Annotated in this window: 18 protein-coding genes; 7 read left to right on the forward strand and 11 right to left on the reverse strand. The window is 66.8% G+C overall.

Annotation, left to right across the window (positions count from 1 at the left end):
• Positions 1–6 precede the first annotated feature (6 nt).
• From ehuC to ehuA, 3 genes are read left to right on the forward strand one after another with little or no spacing between them, the layout of a single operon-like run.
• Entirely contained in the window at positions 7–837 is an 831-nt protein-coding gene (gene ehuC / locus HF684_RS12290; protein ID WP_169252695.1) for an ectoine/hydroxyectoine ABC transporter permease subunit EhuC, read from the forward strand.
• Positions 834–1,493, forward strand: a complete 660-nt coding sequence (ehuD, locus tag HF684_RS12295) for an ectoine/hydroxyectoine ABC transporter permease subunit EhuD (protein WP_169252696.1) — start codon at positions 834–836, stop codon at positions 1,491–1,493. The genes ehuC and ehuD overlap by 4 nt, the downstream gene beginning before the upstream one ends.
• Positions 1,480–2,286, forward strand: a complete 807-nt coding sequence (gene ehuA / locus HF684_RS12300) for an ectoine/hydroxyectoine ABC transporter ATP-binding protein EhuA (RefSeq protein ID WP_169252697.1) — start codon at positions 1,480–1,482, stop codon at positions 2,284–2,286. Before ehuD ends, ehuA begins: the two co-directional genes overlap by 14 nt.
• An 85-nt stretch (positions 2,287–2,371) precedes the next feature.
• Here ehuA and rsmD read toward each other — a convergent pair whose 3' ends face one another.
• Genes rsmD through thiL form a run of 4 tightly spaced genes read right to left on the reverse strand, consistent with a single transcriptional unit; the run spans position 2,372 to position 7,760 of the window.
• Positions 2,372–2,953, reverse strand: a complete 582-nt coding sequence (gene rsmD / locus HF684_RS12305) for a 16S rRNA (guanine(966)-N(2))-methyltransferase RsmD (RefSeq protein WP_169252698.1) — start codon at positions 2,951–2,953, stop codon at positions 2,372–2,374.
• Positions 2,954–2,963: 10 nt separating this feature from the next.
• Positions 2,964–5,111, reverse strand: a complete 2,148-nt coding sequence (locus HF684_RS12310) for an ATP-dependent DNA helicase RecG (protein ID WP_169252699.1) — start codon at positions 5,109–5,111, stop codon at positions 2,964–2,966.
• Positions 5,108–6,724, reverse strand: a complete 1,617-nt coding sequence (locus HF684_RS12315) for a DAK2 domain-containing protein (protein WP_169252700.1) — start codon at positions 6,722–6,724, stop codon at positions 5,108–5,110. Before HF684_RS12315 ends, HF684_RS12310 begins: the two co-directional genes overlap by 4 nt.
• A gap of 1 nt (position 6,725) precedes the next feature.
• Positions 6,726–7,760 carry a thiamine-phosphate kinase gene (gene thiL / locus HF684_RS12320; RefSeq protein ID WP_169252701.1) on the reverse strand — a complete coding sequence of 345 codons (1,035 nt, stop codon included), beginning with the start codon at positions 7,758–7,760 and terminating at the stop codon, positions 6,726–6,728.
• Positions 7,761–7,792: 32 nt separating this feature from the next.
• On the opposite strand from thiL, the gene HF684_RS12325 reads away from it, so the two are divergent.
• Entirely contained in the window at positions 7,793–8,317 is a 525-nt protein-coding gene (locus HF684_RS12325; RefSeq protein ID WP_169252702.1) for a DUF3515 domain-containing protein, read from the forward strand.
• A gap of 41 nt (positions 8,318–8,358) precedes the next feature.
• Here HF684_RS12325 and HF684_RS12330 read toward each other — a convergent pair whose 3' ends face one another.
• The 7 genes from HF684_RS12330 to leuC form a co-directional block, all read right to left on the reverse strand.
• Complete coding sequence (locus HF684_RS12330; protein ID WP_169252703.1) at positions 8,359–9,474, reverse strand: D-alanine--D-alanine ligase family protein; 1,116 nt, start codon at positions 9,472–9,474, stop codon at positions 8,359–8,361.
• 91 nt (positions 9,475–9,565) lie between these two features.
• Positions 9,566–10,099 (reverse strand): YbhB/YbcL family Raf kinase inhibitor-like protein, encoded by a 534-nt coding sequence (locus HF684_RS12335; RefSeq protein ID WP_025777345.1) that lies wholly within the window; start codon positions 10,097–10,099, stop codon positions 9,566–9,568.
• 45 nt (positions 10,100–10,144) lie between these two features.
• Positions 10,145–11,158, reverse strand: a complete 1,014-nt coding sequence (locus HF684_RS12340) for an NAD(P)H-dependent glycerol-3-phosphate dehydrogenase (RefSeq protein WP_169252704.1) — start codon at positions 11,156–11,158, stop codon at positions 10,145–10,147.
• Positions 11,155–11,928 (reverse strand): lysophospholipid acyltransferase family protein, encoded by a 774-nt coding sequence (locus tag HF684_RS12345; protein ID WP_169252705.1) that lies wholly within the window; start codon positions 11,926–11,928, stop codon positions 11,155–11,157. Before HF684_RS12345 ends, HF684_RS12340 begins: the two co-directional genes overlap by 4 nt.
• The gene (gene murA, locus HF684_RS12350; RefSeq protein WP_169252706.1) at positions 11,925–13,241 is read right to left on the reverse strand and encodes a UDP-N-acetylglucosamine 1-carboxyvinyltransferase; all 1,317 of its coding nucleotides are present in this window, start codon (positions 13,239–13,241) and stop codon (positions 11,925–11,927) included. The genes HF684_RS12345 and murA overlap by 4 nt, the downstream gene beginning before the upstream one ends.
• A gap of 205 nt (positions 13,242–13,446) precedes the next feature.
• Positions 13,447–14,046 (reverse strand): 3-isopropylmalate dehydratase small subunit, encoded by a 600-nt coding sequence (gene leuD / locus HF684_RS12355; protein WP_169252707.1) that lies wholly within the window; start codon positions 14,044–14,046, stop codon positions 13,447–13,449.
• A 17-nt stretch (positions 14,047–14,063) separates the two neighbouring features.
• Positions 14,064–15,548: a 3-isopropylmalate dehydratase large subunit gene (gene leuC, locus HF684_RS12360; RefSeq protein ID WP_169252708.1), complete on the reverse strand. Its 1,485-nt coding sequence runs from the start codon at positions 15,546–15,548 to the stop codon at positions 14,064–14,066.
• A 175-nt stretch (positions 15,549–15,723) separates the two neighbouring features.
• Between leuC and HF684_RS12365 the strand changes: the two genes are divergently transcribed.
• The 3 genes from HF684_RS12365 (at position 15,724) to HF684_RS12375 (ending at position 19,053) form a co-directional block, all read left to right on the forward strand.
• Positions 15,724–16,440, forward strand: coding sequence for an IclR family transcriptional regulator (locus tag HF684_RS12365; protein ID WP_025777351.1), 717 nt, complete (start codon positions 15,724–15,726; stop codon positions 16,438–16,440).
• A 7-nt stretch (positions 16,441–16,447) separates the two neighbouring features.
• On the forward strand, positions 16,448–17,206 hold the full coding sequence (locus tag HF684_RS12370) for a DeoR/GlpR family DNA-binding transcription regulator (RefSeq protein WP_169252709.1): 759 nt from the start codon (positions 16,448–16,450) through the stop codon (positions 17,204–17,206).
• Positions 17,207–17,355: 149 nt separating this feature from the next.
• Entirely contained in the window at positions 17,356–19,053 is a 1,698-nt protein-coding gene (locus HF684_RS12375; protein WP_169252710.1) for a sodium:solute symporter family protein, read from the forward strand.
• Positions 19,054–19,057 lie beyond the last annotated feature (4 nt).

Consider the following 19,057-nt stretch of genomic DNA (forward strand, 5'->3'; position numbering starts at 1 on the left):
AGCACCATGAACGACAACATCACGACGTTGCTGAACTTCCTCCCACAGCTGTGGGAGGGAGTTCAGACAACCATCATCCTCACGGTTCTCGGCAGCATCGGGGCCGTGCTCATCGCCCTCATCCTGGGTCTGACGATGACCTCGCCGAGTGCCTGGCTGCGCATCCCGGCGCGCATCATCGTCGAATTCTTCCGCGGCACCTCATTGCTCGTCCAGCTGTTCTGGCTGTTCTACGTGCTGCCGCTCCTCGGCGCCGACCTCGACCCCATGGCCTGTGGCATCGGCGCGCTGGCGCTCAACTACGGAGCCTATTCCGCCGAGGTGGTCCGGTCCTCCATCAAGACCGTGGCCCCCGGGCAGTGGGAAGCCGCGATCGCACTCAGCCTCTCCCCCACCCGCCGGATGATCCGTGTGATCTTCCCGCAGGCCTGGGCGCTCATGATCCCTTCGATCGCAACCCTGCTCATCCAACTCCTCAAGGGCACGGCGGTCGTCTCCTTCATCACTCTCTCCGACCTCACCGACAAGGTCGGCCAGCTGCGCCAGTCGACCGGTGACACGATGTTCGCGTTCTCGATCGGTCTCCTCATCTACTTCGTGCTGGCCTGGCTGCTCCAGGAATTCATGAACTTCCTCGAACGCAGGGCCACAGCTGCGCTGGGTCGCAGGCGCCCGAACTCGCGCACCGATCGTCGCGACGCCAGGCGTGCGGCTCGCGCCGATGCCGTGCGCCGCGACCGGCTCGCCTCGCACGCTGCAGCGAATGAGGGTGCCAACCACGGCACCGGCACGGATCCCACCAAGGGACCCTTCTCCGGTCAGGGAGGCAACCTGTGATCTGGAACTGGGAATTCGCCGCCGAAGCGCTGCCGATCCTGCTGCGCGGGTTCGTCAACACGCTCATCGCCACCGTCGTCGGCACCGTCATCGCCGCGATCCTCGGCCTCATCCTCGCCGTCGCCATCCGCGGACTGCCACGGTGGATCAACTGGCTCGTCCGTCTCATCGTCGCGTTCATCCGCAACACCCCGCTGGTCGTCCAGCTGCTGTTCGTCTACTACGCGTTCTCGGACATCCCGGGGCTCGTCGATATCCCGGCTCTCGTCGTCGGCTTCATCGTCATCGGCATCCACTATTCGACCTACATGTCCGAAAGCTACCGAGCCGGAATCGATGCGGTGCCGCCGGGACAGTTCGAGGCGGCCACCGCCCTGTCGCTGCCGCCGGTGCGCACGTTCACCGCGATCGTGCTCCCGCAGGCGCTGCGGGCAACCATCCCGTCGCTGGGCAACTACGCGGTCGCGATGTTCAAGGACACACCGTTCCTGTTCGCGATCTCCGTCGTCGAGCTCGTCACGGCTGCGAAGGAGTTCGGCGGTTCGACCTTCGCCTACACGGAAGCCTTCACGCTGGCCGGAATCATCTTCCTCGCCGCCAGCTACCCGACCTCACTGCTCATTCAGAGATTGGATCGACGCCTTGCCACCTACTGAGAACACCCCAGCCACATCGCCCAACCCCGGCACACCGGCGATCGAGTTCACCGACGTGGAGAAGAGCTTCGGTCCGACCACCGTGCTCAAGAATCTCAACTTCACGGTCGCTCCCGGCGAACGCGTCACCCTCATCGGACCCAGCGGTTCGGGCAAGACGACGATCCTGCGCCTGGTGATGACACTTGAAGAGCTCACCGGCGGATACATCTTCGTCGACGGTCAGCCGCTGACGTTCGAAGAGCGCGACGGCAAGCGGGTCGAGCTGCCGAAGAAGCGCACCCGTGAGATGACCACGCGCATCGGCATGGTCTTCCAGCAGTTCAACCTGTTCCCGAACATGACCGTGCTCGAGAACATCATCGAAGCCCCCGTCCACGTGCTCGGCAAGTCCAAGGCCGACGCGACCAAAGAAGCCAAGGAGCTGCTCGAACGCGTGGGCCTGGCCGACAAGGCCGAGGCGCACCCGACTCGCCTCTCCGGCGGTCAGCAGCAGCGTGTGGCGATCGCCCGGGCCCTGGCGATGAACCCGGAGATCCTCCTCCTCGACGAGGTCACCTCGGCGCTCGACCCGGAACTCGTCGGCGACGTGCTCGAAGTGCTGCGCGATATCGCCGAGACCACGGACATCACGATGCTGCTCGTCACCCACGAGATGCAGTTCGCCCGCGACGTCTCACACCGGGTGATGATGTTCGACGGCGGTCAGGTGCTCGAGGAGGGTCCGCCGGATCAGATCTTCAACAACCCGCAGCACGAACGCACCCGCAAGTTCCTCTCCAGCGTGCTCTGAGCCCTGAAACTTCAGTGCCAGCTTGGTGAACCTGCAGCAGCTTGGTCCCTGCGCCGAGCTGCTGCAGGTTCACCAAGCTGATAGATCAGTCCGCCTCGCCGGCGAGCTGGACGAAGTGGATCGCGGTCTCGCCGAAGGTCTTCGCGCGGAAGACTTCGAGCCCGTCGGGCATCATCGGCTCCGGCGAGCGCGCGGCACGTTCGACGACGACGATGGACTCCATGTCCAGGTGTGTGCGCAGACGCCTGAGGATCTGCGTGACAGCGTCTTCCCCCAACGGGTAGGGCGGGTCCATGAACACGAGGTCGAAGACCCGCGACTCCGGATTCTCCGGTCCGGGCAGCCCGGCAAGGAAGTGGAGCACGTCCCCGGCGTGGACTGTCGCGGAGTGGTCGAGGCCGAGCTTGTCCGCATTGGCCTGCAGCGAGCGGATCGAAGCGAGCGAGGAATCGACGAAGTCAACCTGTGCGGCTCCCCGCGACATCGCTTCGAAGCCCAGCCCTCCGGAACCGGCGAAGAGGTCGAGGACGTTCGCGGCCGGCACGACCCCGTAGCCGTCGAGCATGGAGAACAGGGACTCCTTGACCCGGTCGGACGTCGGTCGGGTGTTCGCACCCGACGGTGACGACAGTCTGGCGCCCTTGTGTGCTCCGGCGATGATTCTCATGTCTGCCTCCTCAGCCTGCCTCGATGAAGTGCGCGTCGTCCTCGGGCAGGACGCGCCTGATGAAGGCCTTGAGCGCAGGCACCGCCTCGAGGGTGGGGTCGACGGCGACGATCTGCTCGGCGATCGTCTTCGCTTCGGCAACCATCTCGGAGTCGCGGAGGATGGACAGATGCCGCAGCGAGGATCCGCCCCATTGGGAGCCGCTGAGCACATCGCCTTCGCCGCGGGAGTCGAGGTCGTATTCGGCCAGGGCGAATCCGTCGAGCGTCTCGGCCACGGCCTGCAGCCGTCCATAGCTCTCATCCTCAGCGCTCATCTCGGTGAGCAGGAAGCACATGGCAGAGCTGCCGTCACGGCCGACGCGTCCGCGCAGCTGGTGCAGCTGTGCGACACCGAAGTTCTCGGCTTCGATGATGACCATCATCGTCGCCCGCGCCACGTCGACGCCGACCTCGATGACCGTCGTCGAGACGAGGATCTCGATGTCGCCTCCGACGAAGTCCGCAAGCACCCGGTCCTTCTCCGCCGTCGACATCCGCCCGTGCAGCAGACCGAACGTCAGACCAGCCAATTCCGGGGTCTCAGACAGCTTCCGCGTGATGTCCTCGATGCCCTGCTTCTGTCCGACGACGTCCCCGGATTCCGGATCCTCGATGTCCGTCGGTTCGATTCGCGGGAAGACGACGAAGACTCCCTTCCCCGCCTCGACGGTCTGCCGCATGCGCTCCCGCACCCGGACGTACCATGCAGGATGGTCGACGATCGGCACCACATGAGTGGCGATGTCCTTCGGACCGGCCGGCATCTCCTTCAAAGTCGAGATGTCGAGGTCGGCGAAGACCGTCATCGCCACGGTGCGCGGGATCGGCGTCGCCGACATCACGAGCGTATGCGGGGTCGTGTCCCCGCCCTTGGCCCGCAGCGCTTCCCGCTGTTCGACACCGAACCGGTGCTGTTCGTCGACGACGATGAGGCCGAGGTCGGAGAACATCGTCGACTCCGACAGCAGCGCATGCGTGCCGACGACGAGGTCGATGTTGCCGGCGACGAGGTCGAGGGCGAGTTCGCGACGCTCCTTCGCCGGCATCGACCCGGTCATCAGCGCCACTGTCACCTGATCATCATCGGACAGCAGCGGAGACAGCGCCATCTGCTCGTCGAGGAAAGTCTGGATCGAATGGAAATGCTGAGTGGCGAGCACCTCGGTGGGTGCGAGCATGGCGGCTTGGGCGCCGGAATCGACCGCGGTGAGCATAGCCCGCAGCGCCACGAGGGTCTTACCGGAGCCGACATCACCGTGGAGGAGCCGGTGCATCGGCCGGTCCGCGGCCATGTCCTCAGCGATCTCCTCACCCACTCTGATCTGGGATGCGGTGAGAGTGAAGGGCAGGTCTGCATCGAAGCGGCGACTCTTCGCGCCTTGGGTCAGCAGCGGTGTCGCCTTCTCGTCAGCCAGCTTCGCCTTTCGGGCGGCGAACTCGGTCTGCAGGGCGAGCGCTTCTTCCCACTTCCACCGCAGCCGGGCCCGCTCGACGTCATCGATCGTCCGCGGCCGATGCATGTCCTCCAGCGCGGTGCGCAGATCCGGCAGCTCATGAGCGTCCCGCAGCCCCTTCGGCAGCGGATCCTCGAACTCCTCGGGACCGGCGACGGTGAGCAGGGTCTTGATCGAACTCCACAGCCGGGACTGCGCGATCTTTTTCACGGCCGGGTAGATGGGGAACGGCGAGTTGAGGTCCTCGGGAGTCCACTCATGGTCATCCTCGGTGCGGTTGAGCCACACCGGAGACGCCAGGGTCAGCTGCCCACGGAACGATTCCACCTTGCCGCCGAAGACGACGGTCAGTCCCGGCTTCAGCGCCTTCCCCAACCAATGCTGGTTGAAGAACGCAATCTTCATCGACTGTGTTCCGTCATGGACGATGACTTCGGTGATCGTGCCTTTCCGCTGCTTCATCCGCCGCGTCTCGACCTTGATGACTTCGGCCTGGATGATCGCGGTCTCACCCAGCGGCAGATCTCCGAGCTCCGTGTGCTCCCCCGGCACGAGGTAGCGACGGGGAAAGAAGCGGAAGAGGTCGGTGACCGAATGGACCCCACGCTGGGCCAGGTTCTTCCGATCGGCCGGCCGGAAGTTGTCTTCGAGCCGGGTCCTCATTCGACCCCCATGATCACGAGCACCCCGGAGTCTCGGGCAGCGATGTCCTGGAAGTGGACGGTCTCATGTGACTTCTGGATCCAGTCCCGCAGATGGTCGAGCACTTCGGGTGCGCAGTCGGGTCCGTAAACGACGGTGAGCAGCTCTCCCCCGGCCCCGAGCAGCCGATCGGCGAGCTTCTCGACCAAGGTCCGCAGCTCCGTGCTCTGGGTCTTCGCGCGGCCTTCGATGAAGACCCGGTAGAACTGCGCCGGATGAGCCGCCACCGCCGTGCCCCCGCTCGGGCCAGCACCCGTGCCCGGACCCGCGCCCGCGCTCTCCTCGGCAACGACCGGCAGCATGCCGGTCGGCGGGTCGGAGGCGAGCTGATCGGCCGAATAGATCGTGCCCACTCTCGTGCCCGCGGCGGCTTCGGTCATGTCCGCGAAGATCTCCGCCGCCGGAGCAAAGGGATCGTAGACGGCCAGTGCCGAGAGCAGGGTGCCGACGTTGCGGGAGCGCACGACATGCGCGCCCAGCCCGGTCAGGGACTTCAGCGCCGAGGTGGAGCCGGGGATGACGATGACCTCCCGGTCCTCGGCGGCGACGAGTTCGGACATCGTCTCGAACAGGTCCCCCACCTCCGGAGTCAGCGCCGTGGCTCCGTTGAGCGCAGTGTGCATGAGCAGCCCCGTGCCCTTGACCAGGGCGATGAGCTTCGTCTCCCCTTCCTGCTCGTGCATCCGCAGGTCTTCCATATCGAGCCGGGCGATCCCATATTCGCCGAGGCGGTCGATGACGGTCGCGGCGGTCGTCTCGTCGGCGACGTGGACGTGGACCTTGGCCGCGTTGATGACGATGGAGGTCCCGCCGAGGCGGTCGAGATCCTCGGCGAGCGAGTCCGCGGGGGTATCAGCGAGGATGGCGACGATCTCGAGTTCGTCCGCGGTGGCTTCGTGGATGATCTTCGGTGCGCGGGCCACCTCGGCGAGCATCGAATCCTGCGGGGTGCGGCCGGTGACGGTGGCGTAGAGGAGGTCGAAGAGTTCGACGATTCCCGTCGATCCGGCGTCGACGACCTCGGCCTCGCGCAGCACGGTGAGCTGTCCGGTGGTCTCCCGCAGGGCCGACCGGGAGCGTTCGCGCACGGCCGCGATGACGTCGATCAGCTCGGCTCCGTCGTCGGCGCGCTCGCGGGCCTCGGTGGCCATGGCGTCGAGCACGGTGAGCATGGTGCCGTCGACGGGGCGGGCGACGGCGGCCCGGGCCCGGTCGGAGGCGGTCTCCAGGGCGGTGGCCATGGCGTCGGCGGTGGCCACGGTGACCCCGGCCAGGGCATCGGCGACTCCCTGCAGGGCGACGGCGAGGATGAGTCCGGAGTTGCCGCGGGCGCCGCGTCCGGCTCCGGCGGCGAGTGCGGCGACGACCTGGGGGAGGGTGACGGGTCCGGTGAGCTCTTCGACGGCGAGGTAGGCGGCGCGCAGGGTGTGGTACATGTTCGTGCCCGTGTCGCCGTCGGGGACGGGGAAGACGTTGAGCTCGTCGATCTCGGTGCGCTCCTTGCGCAGCCGGTCGACCGCGCGGCGGGCCCAGCGCGCGGCCAGACGACCGTTGAGGCTGATGGCGTTGCTCATGTCACTTCCCGAAATGGCTGAAACCGCTCGCCGGCACGGGGGTGCCGTCGAGGCTGACATCGTCTCCGGTGCGGATCGCTCCGATTCTCCGCCAGCCTACTCCAGGGTCCTGACGCGACGGCGCCGACGCGGCGAAGCCGTGGTCTTCTCCCCCGTCGAGGACCCAGGACAGTGCCAGGTCCTCCGCCGTCGTGGCCGTACCGGCCGTACCGTTCGCATCGCCTGGCCCACTCGCCGCTCGGGCGTCGAGCACGAATTCGGCCGCCGGCAGCAGCGGGTCGATGAGGTCGCGGAGCAGGGCCGACTCGAGGTCGATTCCCACCCCCGAGGCGGTCGCCACTCGGGCGAGGTCGAGGCTGAGTCCGTCGGAGACGTCGATCATCGCCGAGGCTCCGATCGTGGCCAGTGCCGCGTAGTCGGGCCGTGGCGCCAGTTGGGTCTCGATGAGGGAGCGGAGCTCAGGTCCGACGGTGTCGCGTCGCGCTCCGGCGAAGAGCAGGTCGAGCCCGGCGGCCGCTCGCCCGACGGTCCCGGCCAGGTAGAGCGCGTCTTCGGGTTGGGCACCGGAGCGCAGGATCTCGTGGTCTTCGTCCACCGTCCCGAGCGCGGTGATGGCGATGACGATGAGGCTCGACGAGGACAGGTCCCCGCCGATGATCGGCACGGTGCAGTCCAAAGCCGTCCCCGCTCGTGCCGCTTCGTCGATGAGAGCGGCGTACAGGGCCTCGAGGCAGGCGATGTCCGTGTCATCGGGAACGGCCAGGGACACGAGCAGTCCGTGCGGGGTCGCACCCATGGCGCAGACGTCGGCGAGGTTCTGGGCCGCTGCCTTGACTCCGAGCCGCCCCCAGTCCAACCACTCACGGGTGAAGTCCTCGTTCTCCACGAGCATGTCCGCCGTCGAGACGAGCCGACCGTCCGGTGCGGTCACGGCCGCATCGTCTCCGGGTCCGACGATCACGTGCGTGCTGCTGGGATTGCGGGTGAGCACGCGGGAGATGATGTGTGATTCGCCAAGTTCGGACAGTCGGGTCATGGCTCCAGGTTATCGGGCGATACGGTAGTCCTATGAGATCTCGCTCTGCTTCGACGCGCCGTAACGCCCAACCCGCGCACCGTCGTCGTTCTCTCACCGTCGTCGCATTGGCCACGGTGCTCACCGGACTCGCAGTCACCGGGTGTTCGCGCACCGTCATCGTCGAACCGGCCGAGGACGCGGCGAATCCGAAGTGTGCCGACATCATGCTCACCCTTCCCGATGAGATCTCTGGTCAGAAGGCTCGCACGACCTCTTCGCAGGGCACGAAGGCGTGGGGAGATCCCAATGTCGCGGTGCTGCGCTGCGGAGTCACTCCTCCCGGCCCGACGACCGATCAGTGCGTGAGCGTGTCCGGGGTCGACTGGATCTCGAAGCCGGTGGACGACGACGATTCGACGTGGAGGTTCACCAGCTACGGTCGCACACCGGCCGTCGAGGTGCTCGTCAACCGCAAGGCCGAGTCCGGCAACGATGTGCTCGCCGCGATCTCACCGACACTGTCGAAGATCCCGCCGGAGCACGAATGCGTCGGCGCGGAGGACATCACCGACTAGAGCCCGCCCGCCGCGGACGCGATTGCGCCGCGGCGGGCGCCTCACTTCGCGCGGGAGTGGTCGATCAGGGCGATCGAGATGAGTTCGCCGATGAGTTCGGAGTAGTCGAGTCCCGACTGCGCCCACATGAACGGGTACGCCGAGGTGGGGGTGAACCCGGGCAGGGTGTTGAGTTCGTTGATGACGACGTCTCCGGTGTCCGTGACGAAAGTGTCGACGCGGGCGAGTCCGGTGCAGTCGAAGAGGCGGAACACCGAGGCGGCCAGCTCCCGAACCCGGGCCGTCACCGTCTCGTCGAGGTCGGCCGGACACGTGACCTCAGCGGCGGCGAGGTCGAGGTACTTGGCATCGAAATCGTAGAAGGAATGATCTCCGCTCACGCGGATCTCCCCCGGTGCGGACACGCGCAGCTCCGTGTCATAGACGGAACCGAGCACGGCGCATTCGACCTCACGGCCGCTGACTTCGGGTTCGACGATGACTTTGGAGTCGTGTTCGAAGGCACCGAGCAGGGCGGCTTCGAGGTCGGCGGCCTCGGCGACCCGGCTGACTCCCATGGACGATCCGGCGCGGGCGGGTTTGACGAAGACGGGCAGGCCGAGCCCGGCCACACGGTTCTCCGCCTCGGCGCGGTCTGCGGCCCACATCGTCTCGGTCACAAGCTCCCACGGGCAGGTGGGGATGCCGGCCTGAGCCATGAGCGACTTCGTGAAGTGTTTGTCCATGCTCGCAGCGGAGGAGAACACTCCGGAGCCGACGAACGCCGTGTCGCTGAGTTCGAACAGTCCCTGCAGGGTTCCGTCCTCACCGAAGCGTCCGTGCAGGAGAGGGAAGAACACGTCGACCGCACCCAGTTCGGTGTAGGTGCCCTCGGCATCCCGGTGCAGCAAAGGAGCCCCGTCGGCGGAGACCGGAGGAATCACCTCGGTGCCGTCGTCCGTGACTTCGGGCATGGCTTCGGGATCGAAGCGCATGCTCGCCCAGTCGTCGACGACTCGCCACACGCCGGTCTTCGTGATGCCGATCGGCAGGACGTCGAAGGCCTGGGAGTCGATGGCACCGATCACTCCGGCCGCGGTGACGCAGCTGACGGAGTGCTCACTCGAACGGCCTCCGAAGAGGACTGCGACACGGGGCCGGTGATCGTTGTCTGCCATGAGTTTCCTTTGAACTGGTACTCCCGCGCACTGGGACCGGACACGGGGTGCGCACAGAAGGTCAGGTGTGCGCGGACTGAAAGACTCTAGCTCACTTGACCTCGAACGTGCATTCCAGCCACGCGCGGCCGATGCCCTTGAAGAACATGTTGAAGCCGGCGAAGGCAGGTGACGCGGATTCGTCGATGCCCAGCGGTTCGGCCAGAGCGGTGACGATGAAGAAGTAACGGTGCGGTCCGTGGCCCTGCGGCGGGGCGGCACCGACGAAGCGGGGTTCGCCGGCATCGTTGCGCAGAGTCACGGCTCCGCCGGGCAGGAGGTCGGCGGCCGGATCGCCGGCATTGGCCTCCAGGCTCGTCACCGAGGCGTCGAGGTCCGTGACGACCCAGTGCCAGAAGCCCGACCCCGTCGGAGCGTCGGGGTCATAGCAGGTCACGGCGAAGGCCTTGGTCTCTGCTGGGAAACCGGACCACGACAGCTGCGGGGAGACGTCCTCACCGCCGGGCACGCCCATGGCGCCGGAGAGCTGGGGGCCGCTGAGCACTCCACCGTCGTCGATGTCGGTGCTGGTCAGCGTGAAGGTCGGAAGTTCGGGAAGGTTGAAGAACGGTGAGTTGGCGCTCATGGGTGCTCCTTATTGTCCAGCGATCGGCCTGAGACGGGCTTCGCCTCAGGCTGGCGGTCCTTCGTGCTTACGTTTCCGAGACAACAGCAATCCGGCGAGTTCGTCAACCTGCAGCTGTCCGTTCAGCACTGCGCAGACCGCCTCGGTGATGGGCAGGTCGACGCCGTTGCGTCGGCCCAGGGAGAGGACGGCGGGGGCGGATTTCACACCCTCGGCTGTCTGTGAGGTGTGGGCGATGACGTCCTCGAGGCTCATTCCCTCACCGAGGTGGCGCCCGAAGGTGCGGTTGCGTGACAGGGGCGAGGCGCAGGTGGCCACGAGGTCGCCGAGTCCGGCGAGCCCGGACAGAGTGTGCGCCTCGGCGCCCATGGCCGCGGCCAGGCGAGAGGTTTCGGCGAGACCGCGGGTGATGATCGAGGCCTTCGAGTTGTCGCCGAGCTTCTGCCCGTCGGCGATGCCCACGGACAGGGCGATGATGTTCTTGATCGCACCGCCGATCTCGACGCCGACGACATCGGTGTTCGTATACGGCCGGAAGTACGCGTTCGCGCTGATCTCCGCGACCACCTCGGCGGTGGTGATGTCGGACGAGGCGACGACGGTGGCGGTGGGCTGCCGGTCGGCGATCTCACGGGCGAGGTTCGGGCCCGAGACGACGGCGATCTGGGATTCGGCGACCTCGGCGACCTCGGCGATGACCTCGGACATGCGCTTTCCTGTGTCGACCTCGATGCCCTTCATCAGGCTCACGAGCTTCACCCCCTCACGCAGGTGCGGCTTCCAGCGGGTGAGGTTCTCCCGCAGGGTCTGGGCGGGGACGGCGAGGACGATGACCTCGGCATCGGTGACGGCGGCGATGTCGTCAGGGGTGGCGCTCAGCCCCTCGGGCAGAACCCGTTCGCCCAGATAGCGCTCATTGGTGTGCGTGGAGTTGATCTCCGCGGCGACCTCGGGGCGGCGAGCCCACAGGGTGACGGGGAAACCGGCGTCGGCGATGACCGCGGCGTAGGTGGTTCCCCACGATCCGGCTCCGAGGACGGTGATCTTGTCGACGCTCATTCGCCAGACTCCTTAGCTGTGAAACGCTGCGGCAGTTCGCGTTCGGACAGTTCGGCCACCATCGCCGCCACGGTGTTCTTCACTCGTTGGGAGAGGTCGCCCATCGTCTTCTTCTCATCCCGGCGATCCCACAGATCCGAATAGTCGATGGCGGGACCGAAGGCGACGACCGAGTCGTGGCTGAAGGGACGGAAGCGGACCTTCTTCTGTCCGCGCGGGTAGACCGTGTCCAGTCCCCAATGGGCGACGGGGATGATCGGGGCTCCGGTCTCGAGCGCCAGCCGAGCGGTGCCGGTCTTGAAGTGCTGCGGCCACAGCTGCGGGTCCTTCGTCAAGGTGCCCTCGGGATAGATGACGACGGTCTGCCCGTTGGCCAGGGCCTGTTTCGCATATGCCAGGGAGTCCCCGGCCTGCGCCGAGGCGCGCAGCACCGGGATCTGCCCGATGCGCTTGAGGATGACGCCCAGGGCACCTGTGAACAGTGTCGACTTCGCGAGGAAGTGCGGCATCCGTCCGTGGCGCTTGAGCGCCAGTCCCACGAGGATCGGGTCGAGATGGTTGGCGTGGTACGCGGCGGCGATGATGCCCGTCCCGGCCGGCGGCAGGTGCTCGGTCCCCCGCACGCTCATCCTCGTGGCCGTGCGCATGAGTCCGAAGGCCGCCGTGGCGGCGACGGTGCCCGCCCGGTTCTGCGAGCGCACCGAGGCGGGGTCGAACGCGACGAGGGGCTTCGGCTCGTGGGCGGCCCGGGGCGAGGGTTCAGCCCTCATGCGGACACCTCGGCGCCGAGTCCGATGAGCTTGTCGAGGAAGTTCTCGTAGCCGCGGTTGATGAGTTCGATGCCATGGACTTCGCTCGTGCCACGGGCGGCCAGCGCGGCGATGAGGTGGCTGAAGCCGCCGCGCAGATCGGGGACGTCGATGCGGGTGCCCGTGAGGCCGGTGGGCCCCGAGATCACGGCCGAGTGCTGGTAGTTCCGCCTCCCGAAGCGGCAGGGGGTGCCGCCGAGGCATTCGCGGTAGAGCTGGATCTGCGCACCCATATCACGCAGGGCGTCGGTGAAGCCGAACCGGTTCTCGTACACGGTCTCATGGATGATCGACAGCCCCTCGGCCTGAGTCATCGCGACGACCAGCGGCTGCTGCCAGTCGGTCATGAAGCCGGGGTGGACGTCGGTCTCCAACGCGAAGGATCGGAGTTTGCCGCCGGGATGGCGGAAGCGGATGCCGTTCTCCTGCACCTCGAATTCGCCGCCGATCTTGCGGAAGACGTTGAGGAAGGTGATGAGCTCCGGCTGGCTGGCGCCTGCGACGAAGATGTCTCCGCCGGTGGCGAGTGCCGCCGAGGCCCAGGACGCGGTCTCGTTGCGGTCGGGCAGGGCGCGGTGGATGAACCCACGGAGGGTGTCGACGCCTTCGATGCGCACCACACGCTCGGTGTCGACGGTGATGATCGCGCCCATCTTCTGCAGCAGCGCGATGAGATCCATGATCTCCGGTTCGATGGCCGCACCCCGCAGCTCGGTCACGCCTTCGGCGCGCACCGCCGTCAGCAGCACCTGTTCGGTGGCTCCGACGGAGGGATAGGGCAGTTCGACCTTGGTTCCCTGCAGGCGGCTGTGCGCCTTGAGCATGATGCCGCCGGGGGTCTTGTCGACCTCGGCTCCGAACTTGCGGAGCACATCGAGGTGGAAGTTGATGGGGCGGTCGCCGATATGGCAGCCGCCGAGGTCGGGGATGAATGCCTGGCCGAGGCTGTGCAGGAGAGGTCCGCAGAAGAGGATCGGGATACGTGAGGATCCGGCGTGGGCGTCGATGTCGACGATCGAGCCCTGAGCCACTTCGGCCGGGTCGAGATGGAGTTCGCCGTCGGGCTGGTCTCCGTCGGGGCCGGAGGTGACGCGGACTCCGTGGAGTTCGAGGAGTCCGGTGACGATCTCGACGTCGCGGATCTGGGGCACGCCGCGCAGCACGGACGGGGTCTCGCCGAGCAGAGAGGCCACCATCGCCTTGGGCACCAGGTTCTTGGCGCCGCGGACGCGGACGGTGCCGTCCAGCGGGTTTCCCCCACGTACTTCGAGCATGTTCCTCCCTGATTCCGATGATCGGATCCGGGCGGGCTTCCACCCGGAGACGGTGCCCGCTGATTGCGGCGGGCACCGTCCTAGACTAACCCAGCCGACGGTATCCCACCGATTCGCTTGAGCCGGCGCCGAGGTCGCGTCCGACCGTGGCGGCGGGCCGCCTCGGTGGGGGTCCGATGGCGGCGGTGGGCCGCCTCGGCGAGGGTCAGACCTTGGCGGGCAGGGTCGTGGGCTTGAAGGCGAAGCGGGAGGATTCGTAGGCGACGATCTCGTCTTCCCTGGCCAGGGTGAGGCTGATGTCGTCGTGACCTTCGAGCAGGCGCCAGCGCGTGTAGTCGTCGATCTGGAAGGACACGGTGACGGTGTCGCATGTCACGGTCTTCTCGTTCAGATCCACGGTGATCGGGGTGCCGGGATGGTTCTCGAGGATCTTCCAGATCAGTTCGATGTCGGCCTGTTCCAGCTGGGCGGCCAGCAGGCCCTCCTTGCCGGAGTTGCCCCGGAAGATGTCGCCGAAGCGAGAGGACAGGACGACGCGGAAGCCATAGTCCTTGAGCGCCCAGACGGCGTGTTCACGCGAGGATCCGGTGCCGAAATCGGGGCCGGCGACGAGGACGGAGCCGGACGCGAAGTTCGGGTCGTTGAGGACGAAGTCGTCACTGGTCCGCCAGCGGTAGAACAGGGCGTCTTCGAAGCCCGTGCGGGTGACGCGCTTGAGGAACTTCGCGGGGATGATCTGGTCGGTGTCGATATTGGATCGGCGCAGAGGAACGCCGATGCCGGTGTGGGTGGTGAACGCTTCCATGGCGGTCTCCTCCTACTTCAGTCGTTCGTCGAGACGGGCGTCAGGGTCAGGGACAGGCGGTCGTCGGCCCATTCCACGGGTTCGGCGTCCCGCGGGAGGTCGGCGACGTCACCCGGTGAGGACAGGGTGCCGCGCACTGCGGTGGCCGCGGCCACGAGCGGGGAGACCAGGTGGGTGCGTCCGCCCTTGCCCTGGCGGCCCTCGAAGTTGCGGTTCGAGGTCGAGGCGCAGCGTTCGCCGTCGGCCAGCTGGTCGGGGTTCATGCCCAGACACATCGAGCAGCCGGCGAAGCGCCATTCGCCGCCGAAGTCCTTGAAGATGACGTCGAGGCCCTCGTCTTCGGCCTGGAGGCGGACTTTCGCGGAGCCGGGGACGACCATGAAGCGGACGTTCTCGGCCTTCTTGCGTCCGCGGACCACCTCGGCGGCGGCCCGGAGATCTTCGATCCGGGAGTTCGTGCAGGAGCCGAGGAAGACGGTGTCGACTTCGATCTCGCGCAGCGGCGTGCCCGGGGTCAGCCCCATATAGGCCAGCGCATTGGCTGCGGCCGCCTTGTCGTTCTCATCATGAAAGTCGTCGGGGCTGGGCACGGAAGCCGACAGCGGCAGGCCCTGGCCGGGGTTCGTGCCCCACGTGACGAACGGTTCGATGTCTTCGGCCTTGAGGACCACCTCGGCGTCGAATTCCGCGCCTTCGTCGGTGTACAGGGTCTTCCAGTACTCGACGGCCGCGTCCCAGTCTTCGCCCTCGGGGGCATGCGGTCGGCCCTTGACGTAGTCGAAGGTCGTCTCATCGGGGGCGACCATTCCGGCGCGGGCGCCGGCTTCGATCGACATGTTGCAGATCGTCATCCGGGCTTCCATCGACAGCTGGCGGATGGCCGAACCGCGGTATTCGAGCACGTAGCCCTGTCCCCCGCCGGTGCCGATCTTCGCGATGATCGCGAGGATGATGTCCTTGGCGCTCGAGCCCTCGGGCAGATCGCCGTCGACGGTGATCGACATCGTCTTGAAGGGCTTGATACTCAGCGTCTGGGTGGCGAGCACGTGTTCGACCTCGGAGGTGCCGATACCGAAGGCGAGCGCACCGAAGGCGCCGTGGGTGGAGGTGTGCGAGTCGCCGCAGACGACGGTGGTGCCCGGCTGGGTCAGGCCCAGCTGCGGTCCCACGACGTGGACGATGCCCTGGTCGGCATCGCCGAGGCTGTGCAGGCGGATGCCGAATTCCTCAGCGTTCTTGCGCAGCGTGTTGATCTGCGTGGCCGAGGTGGGTTCGGCGATCGGCTTGTCGATGTCCCACGTTGGGGTGTTGTGGTCCTCGGTGGCGATGGTGAGGTCGGGGCGGCGCACGGGGCGCCCGGCGAGTCGGAGTCCGTCGAAGGCCTGCGGGCTGGTCACCTCGTGGACGAGGTGGAGGTCGATGTAGATAAGGTCCGGCGCACCGTCAACACCTCGTGAGACGACGTGATCGGCCCAGACCTTCTCGGCCAATGTGCGTGGCATGGTTCCTCCCGCCGGTGCAGGGATCTCTGCACCCGATGTAGACCTGACGGGCCGAGGTACGGCGCGTCGATGAATTGCGATGTGCGCACTGGAGTGAGTGCGTATTCGAAATCTACTCGCCCGTATCGCAATGCGAACTTGCATCTCGCCCACTGAGACGCGCACAATGGTGCCTATGACAAGCAATGGTAGCGGCGTCGGGGTCATCGACAAGGCCGCAATGGTTCTCTCCGCACTTGAGGCCGGCCCCGCCTCTCTCGCCGAGTTGGTGACGCTGACCGGACTGGCACGCCCCACTGCCCACCGCCTGGCTGTTGCCCTTGAATTCCACCGCATCGTCGGCCGCGACCTGCAGGGACGCTTCGTCCTCGGGCCGCGCCTGGCCGAGCTGTCCTCGGCCGCCGGCGAGGACCGCCTGCTGGCCGCGGCCGGGCCCGTTCTGGGTCAGCTGCGCGATCAGACGGGTGAGTCCGCTCAGCTCTTCCGCCGCCAGGGCGATCTGCGTCTGTGCGTGGCCGCGGCCGAGCGCCCCGTGGGTCTGCGCGACTCCGTGCCGATCGGTGCGACCCTGTCGATGCGCGCCGGCTCTGCCGCTCAGGTGCTGCTGGCCTGGGAGGAGCCGGACCGTCTGCACACGGGCCTGCGCGGTGCCCGGTTCTCCGCGACCATGCTCTCCGGGGTCCGTCGCCGAGGCTGGGCTCAGTCGATCGCCGAACGCGAGCGCGGCGTCGCCTCGGTGTCGGCCCCCGTGCGCGGGCCGAGCAACCGCGTGGTCGCCGCGGTCTCGATCTCCGGACCGGTCGACCGGCTCACCCGCCAGCCGGGTCGGCTGCACGCGAAGTCGGTCATCGACGCCGCGCGTGCGCTGACCGAAGCACTCGTGCGCGGCTGAGCGGCCCATGATCGCCGCCCAGAGGCGCAATATCATCGTCGACACGATCGAGAGAGACGGCGCCGTCTCCATCACCTCCCTGTCGGAGAAGCTCGACACCTCGGCCGTGACCATCCGCCGTGACCTCGATCAGCTCGCCGAGGAGGGCAGGCTCATTCGCACCCATGGCGGTGCCGTGCTTGCCTCGAGCGCGCGGGAGTCGAGCTATGCGGAGAAGCTCGAGCAGGCGCTGGCCGAGAAGACTGCGATCGCGCGCGCTGCGGCGGCGCAGGTGCGCAACGGCGATGTCGTGGCGCTCGGGCCGGGAACGACGACCGAGCTGTTGGCCAAGGAGCTCGTGACGCGTTCGGGTCTGCGCGTGGTGACGAATTCGCTGCTCGTCGCCGAGGCCATGGTCTCCTCCCCCGACAACGAGGTCATCGTCGTCGGCGGTCTGCTGCGCCATTCCATTCGCGCCTTCGTCGGCGGCGGCACGGTGTCTCAGCTGCTCGGGCTGCGCGCCGACACCGTCTTCCTCTCCGGCAACGGTCTGGCCGCGGACTTCGGTCTGTCGACGCCGGCGTTCCCCGTCGCCGACACGGATCGGGCGATGGCCGCCGGGGCGGGACGCGTCACCGCGCTCGTCGATCACACGAAGGTCGGGCTCCGGTCGTCGGTGCTCACCGTCCCGACCGAACAGATCCAGCAGCTCATCACCGATTCGAAGAGCTCTGAATCCGAGCTCACGGCCCTGCGCGAGGCAGGCGTCGAGGTCGAGGTCGTCTGACCAGCCGGGCAAACGATCAGAAATGTTCAAGTTCGATCACTAGCGATCAGGCTCACAATCCTCTAAAGTGTCCACTCGGGTGTCGCACACCACACGCATCCATGCATTGACGCATTTTGAAGCCGTGCACTGACGCATATGGAGGAACCTTGGAAGCAATCCGCTTGGACGCACAGTGGATCGACTATCTGCTGATAGCGATCTACTTCATTTTCGTCCTCGGCATCGGGTGGTTCGCCAAACGCGGGATCTCCTCGAGCATCGAGTTCCTCCTCTCCGGACGGAGCCTTCCGGCCTGGGTCACGGCTCTCGCGTTCGTGTCGGCCAACCTCGGCGCCGTGGAGATCATGGGCATGTCCGCCACGGGCGCCCAATACGGCATGCCGACGATGCACTACTTCTGGATCGGCGCGGTCCCGGCGATGCTGTTCCTCGGTGTCGTGATGATGCCCTTCTACTACGGCTCGAAGGTCCGGTCGGTTCCGGAGTTCATGCGCAGACGCTTCGGCACGGGCGCCCACCTCGTCAACGCCCTGTCGTTCGCCGTCGCACAGCTGCTCATCGCCGGCGTCAACCTGTTCCTGCTGGGCACGATCGTCAACCGCCTGCTCGGCTGGCCCCTGTGGATCACCCTCATCGTCGCCGCCGCCATCGTCCTGTCCTACATCACCCTCGGCGGGCTGAGCGCGGCCATCTACAACGAGGTGCTGCAGTTCTTCGTCATCGTCGCAGCTCTCCTGCCGCTCACCCTCATCGGCCTCAACCGCGTCGGCGGTTGGGACGGACTCGTCGACAAGGTGAGCAATGACGGAATGCTCGGCGCCGAACAGCTGAGCAGCTGGCCGGGCGAGCAGCTCTCCGGCTTCTCGAACCCCGTGCTCTCGGTCGTCGGCATCGTCTTCGGCCTCGGCTTCGTGCTGTCCTTCGGCTACTGGACGACGAACTTCGTCGAGGTCCAGCGCGCCATGGCCTCGAAGTCGATCAACGCCGCGCGCCTGACGCCGATCATCGGCGCGTTCCCGAAGATGCTCATCCCCTTCATCGTCGTCGTCCCCGGCATGATCGCCGCGGTGCTCGTGCCGCAGATGACGCAGTTCAAGGAGATCTCGGCCTCCATCGACGAGGCGACCGCGCTCGAACAGACGGGCGTGACGTACAACGATGCGCTCCTGCTGCTCATGCGCGAGGTCCTGCCCAACGGTCTCCTCGGTGTGGCGATCGCCGGCCTGCTCGCCGCGTTCATGGCCGGCATGGCCGCGAACATCTCCGCGTTCAACACGGTCTTCAGCTACGACCTGTGGCAGCAGTACGTGGTCAAGGACCGCGAGGACGACTACTACCTCAAGATCGGCCGGTGGGCGACGATCGGCGCCTGCGTCGTGGCGATCTTCACCGCTCTCATCGCGGGCAACTTCTCCAACCTCATGGACTACCTGCAGACGCTGTTCGGCTTCTTCAACGCCCCCCTGTTCGCCACGTTCATCCTCGGTATGTTCTGGAAGCGGATGTCGGCGACCGCCGGTTGGGTCGGCCTCGTCGGCGGCACGCTGTCTGCCGTGTTCGTGTTCATCCTCGCCGAGACCGGAGTCCTCGACCTGCCCGGTCAGGGTGCCGCATTCCTCGCGGCCAGCACGGCGTTCGTCGTCGACATCGTCCTGTCGGTGATCGTCACCCTGTTCACCACGCCGAAGCCGGCTGCGGAGCTGCGCGGACTCGTCTACTCGGAGACCCCGAAGTCCGACTTCGAGGACCTCGGCGAACCGAAGGCGCCGTTCTGGAAGCGCCCCGTGCCCGTCGCGGGTGTCGCCCTGGTGCTCGTCATCATCCTCAACGTGACATTCGGCTGAAGGA

Source organism: Brevibacterium sp. 'Marine' (assembly GCF_012844365.1).
Classification (GTDB): Bacteria; Actinomycetota; Actinomycetes; order Actinomycetales; family Brevibacteriaceae; genus Brevibacterium.

Excerpts from the sequence above, each read along its gene's own strand:
- ehuC (WP_169252695.1), top strand. The coding sequence starts at position 7 with ATGAACGACAACATCACGACGTTGCTGAACTTCCTCCCACAGCTGTGG.
- rsmD (WP_169252698.1), bottom strand. The coding sequence starts at position 2,953 with ATGAGAATCATCGCCGGAGCACACAAGGGCGCCAGACTGTCGTCACCG.
- HF684_RS12310 (WP_169252699.1), bottom strand. The coding sequence starts at position 5,111 with ATGAGGACCCGGCTCGAAGACAACTTCCGGCCGGCCGATCGGAAGAAC.
- HF684_RS12315 (WP_169252700.1), bottom strand. The coding sequence starts at position 6,724 with ATGAGCAACGCCATCAGCCTCAACGGTCGTCTGGCCGCGCGCTGGGCC.
- thiL (WP_169252701.1), bottom strand. The coding sequence starts at position 7,760 with ATGACCCGACTGTCCGAACTTGGCGAATCACACATCATCTCCCGCGTG.
- HF684_RS12325 (WP_169252702.1), top strand. The coding sequence starts at position 7,793 with ATGAGATCTCGCTCTGCTTCGACGCGCCGTAACGCCCAACCCGCGCAC.
- HF684_RS12330 (WP_169252703.1), bottom strand. The coding sequence starts at position 9,474 with ATGGCAGACAACGATCACCGGCCCCGTGTCGCAGTCCTCTTCGGAGGC.
- HF684_RS12335 (WP_025777345.1), bottom strand. The coding sequence starts at position 10,099 with ATGAGCGCCAACTCACCGTTCTTCAACCTTCCCGAACTTCCGACCTTC.
- HF684_RS12340 (WP_169252704.1), bottom strand. The coding sequence starts at position 11,158 with ATGAGCGTCGACAAGATCACCGTCCTCGGAGCCGGATCGTGGGGAACC.
- HF684_RS12345 (WP_169252705.1), bottom strand. The coding sequence starts at position 11,928 with ATGAGGGCTGAACCCTCGCCCCGGGCCGCCCACGAGCCGAAGCCCCTC.
- murA (WP_169252706.1), bottom strand. The coding sequence starts at position 13,241 with ATGCTCGAAGTACGTGGGGGAAACCCGCTGGACGGCACCGTCCGCGTC.
- leuD (WP_169252707.1), bottom strand. The coding sequence starts at position 14,046 with ATGGAAGCGTTCACCACCCACACCGGCATCGGCGTTCCTCTGCGCCGA.
- leuC (WP_169252708.1), bottom strand. The coding sequence starts at position 15,548 with ATGCCACGCACATTGGCCGAGAAGGTCTGGGCCGATCACGTCGTCTCA.
- HF684_RS12365 (WP_025777351.1), top strand. The coding sequence starts at position 15,724 with ATGACAAGCAATGGTAGCGGCGTCGGGGTCATCGACAAGGCCGCAATG.
- HF684_RS12370 (WP_169252709.1), top strand. The coding sequence starts at position 16,448 with ATGATCGCCGCCCAGAGGCGCAATATCATCGTCGACACGATCGAGAGA.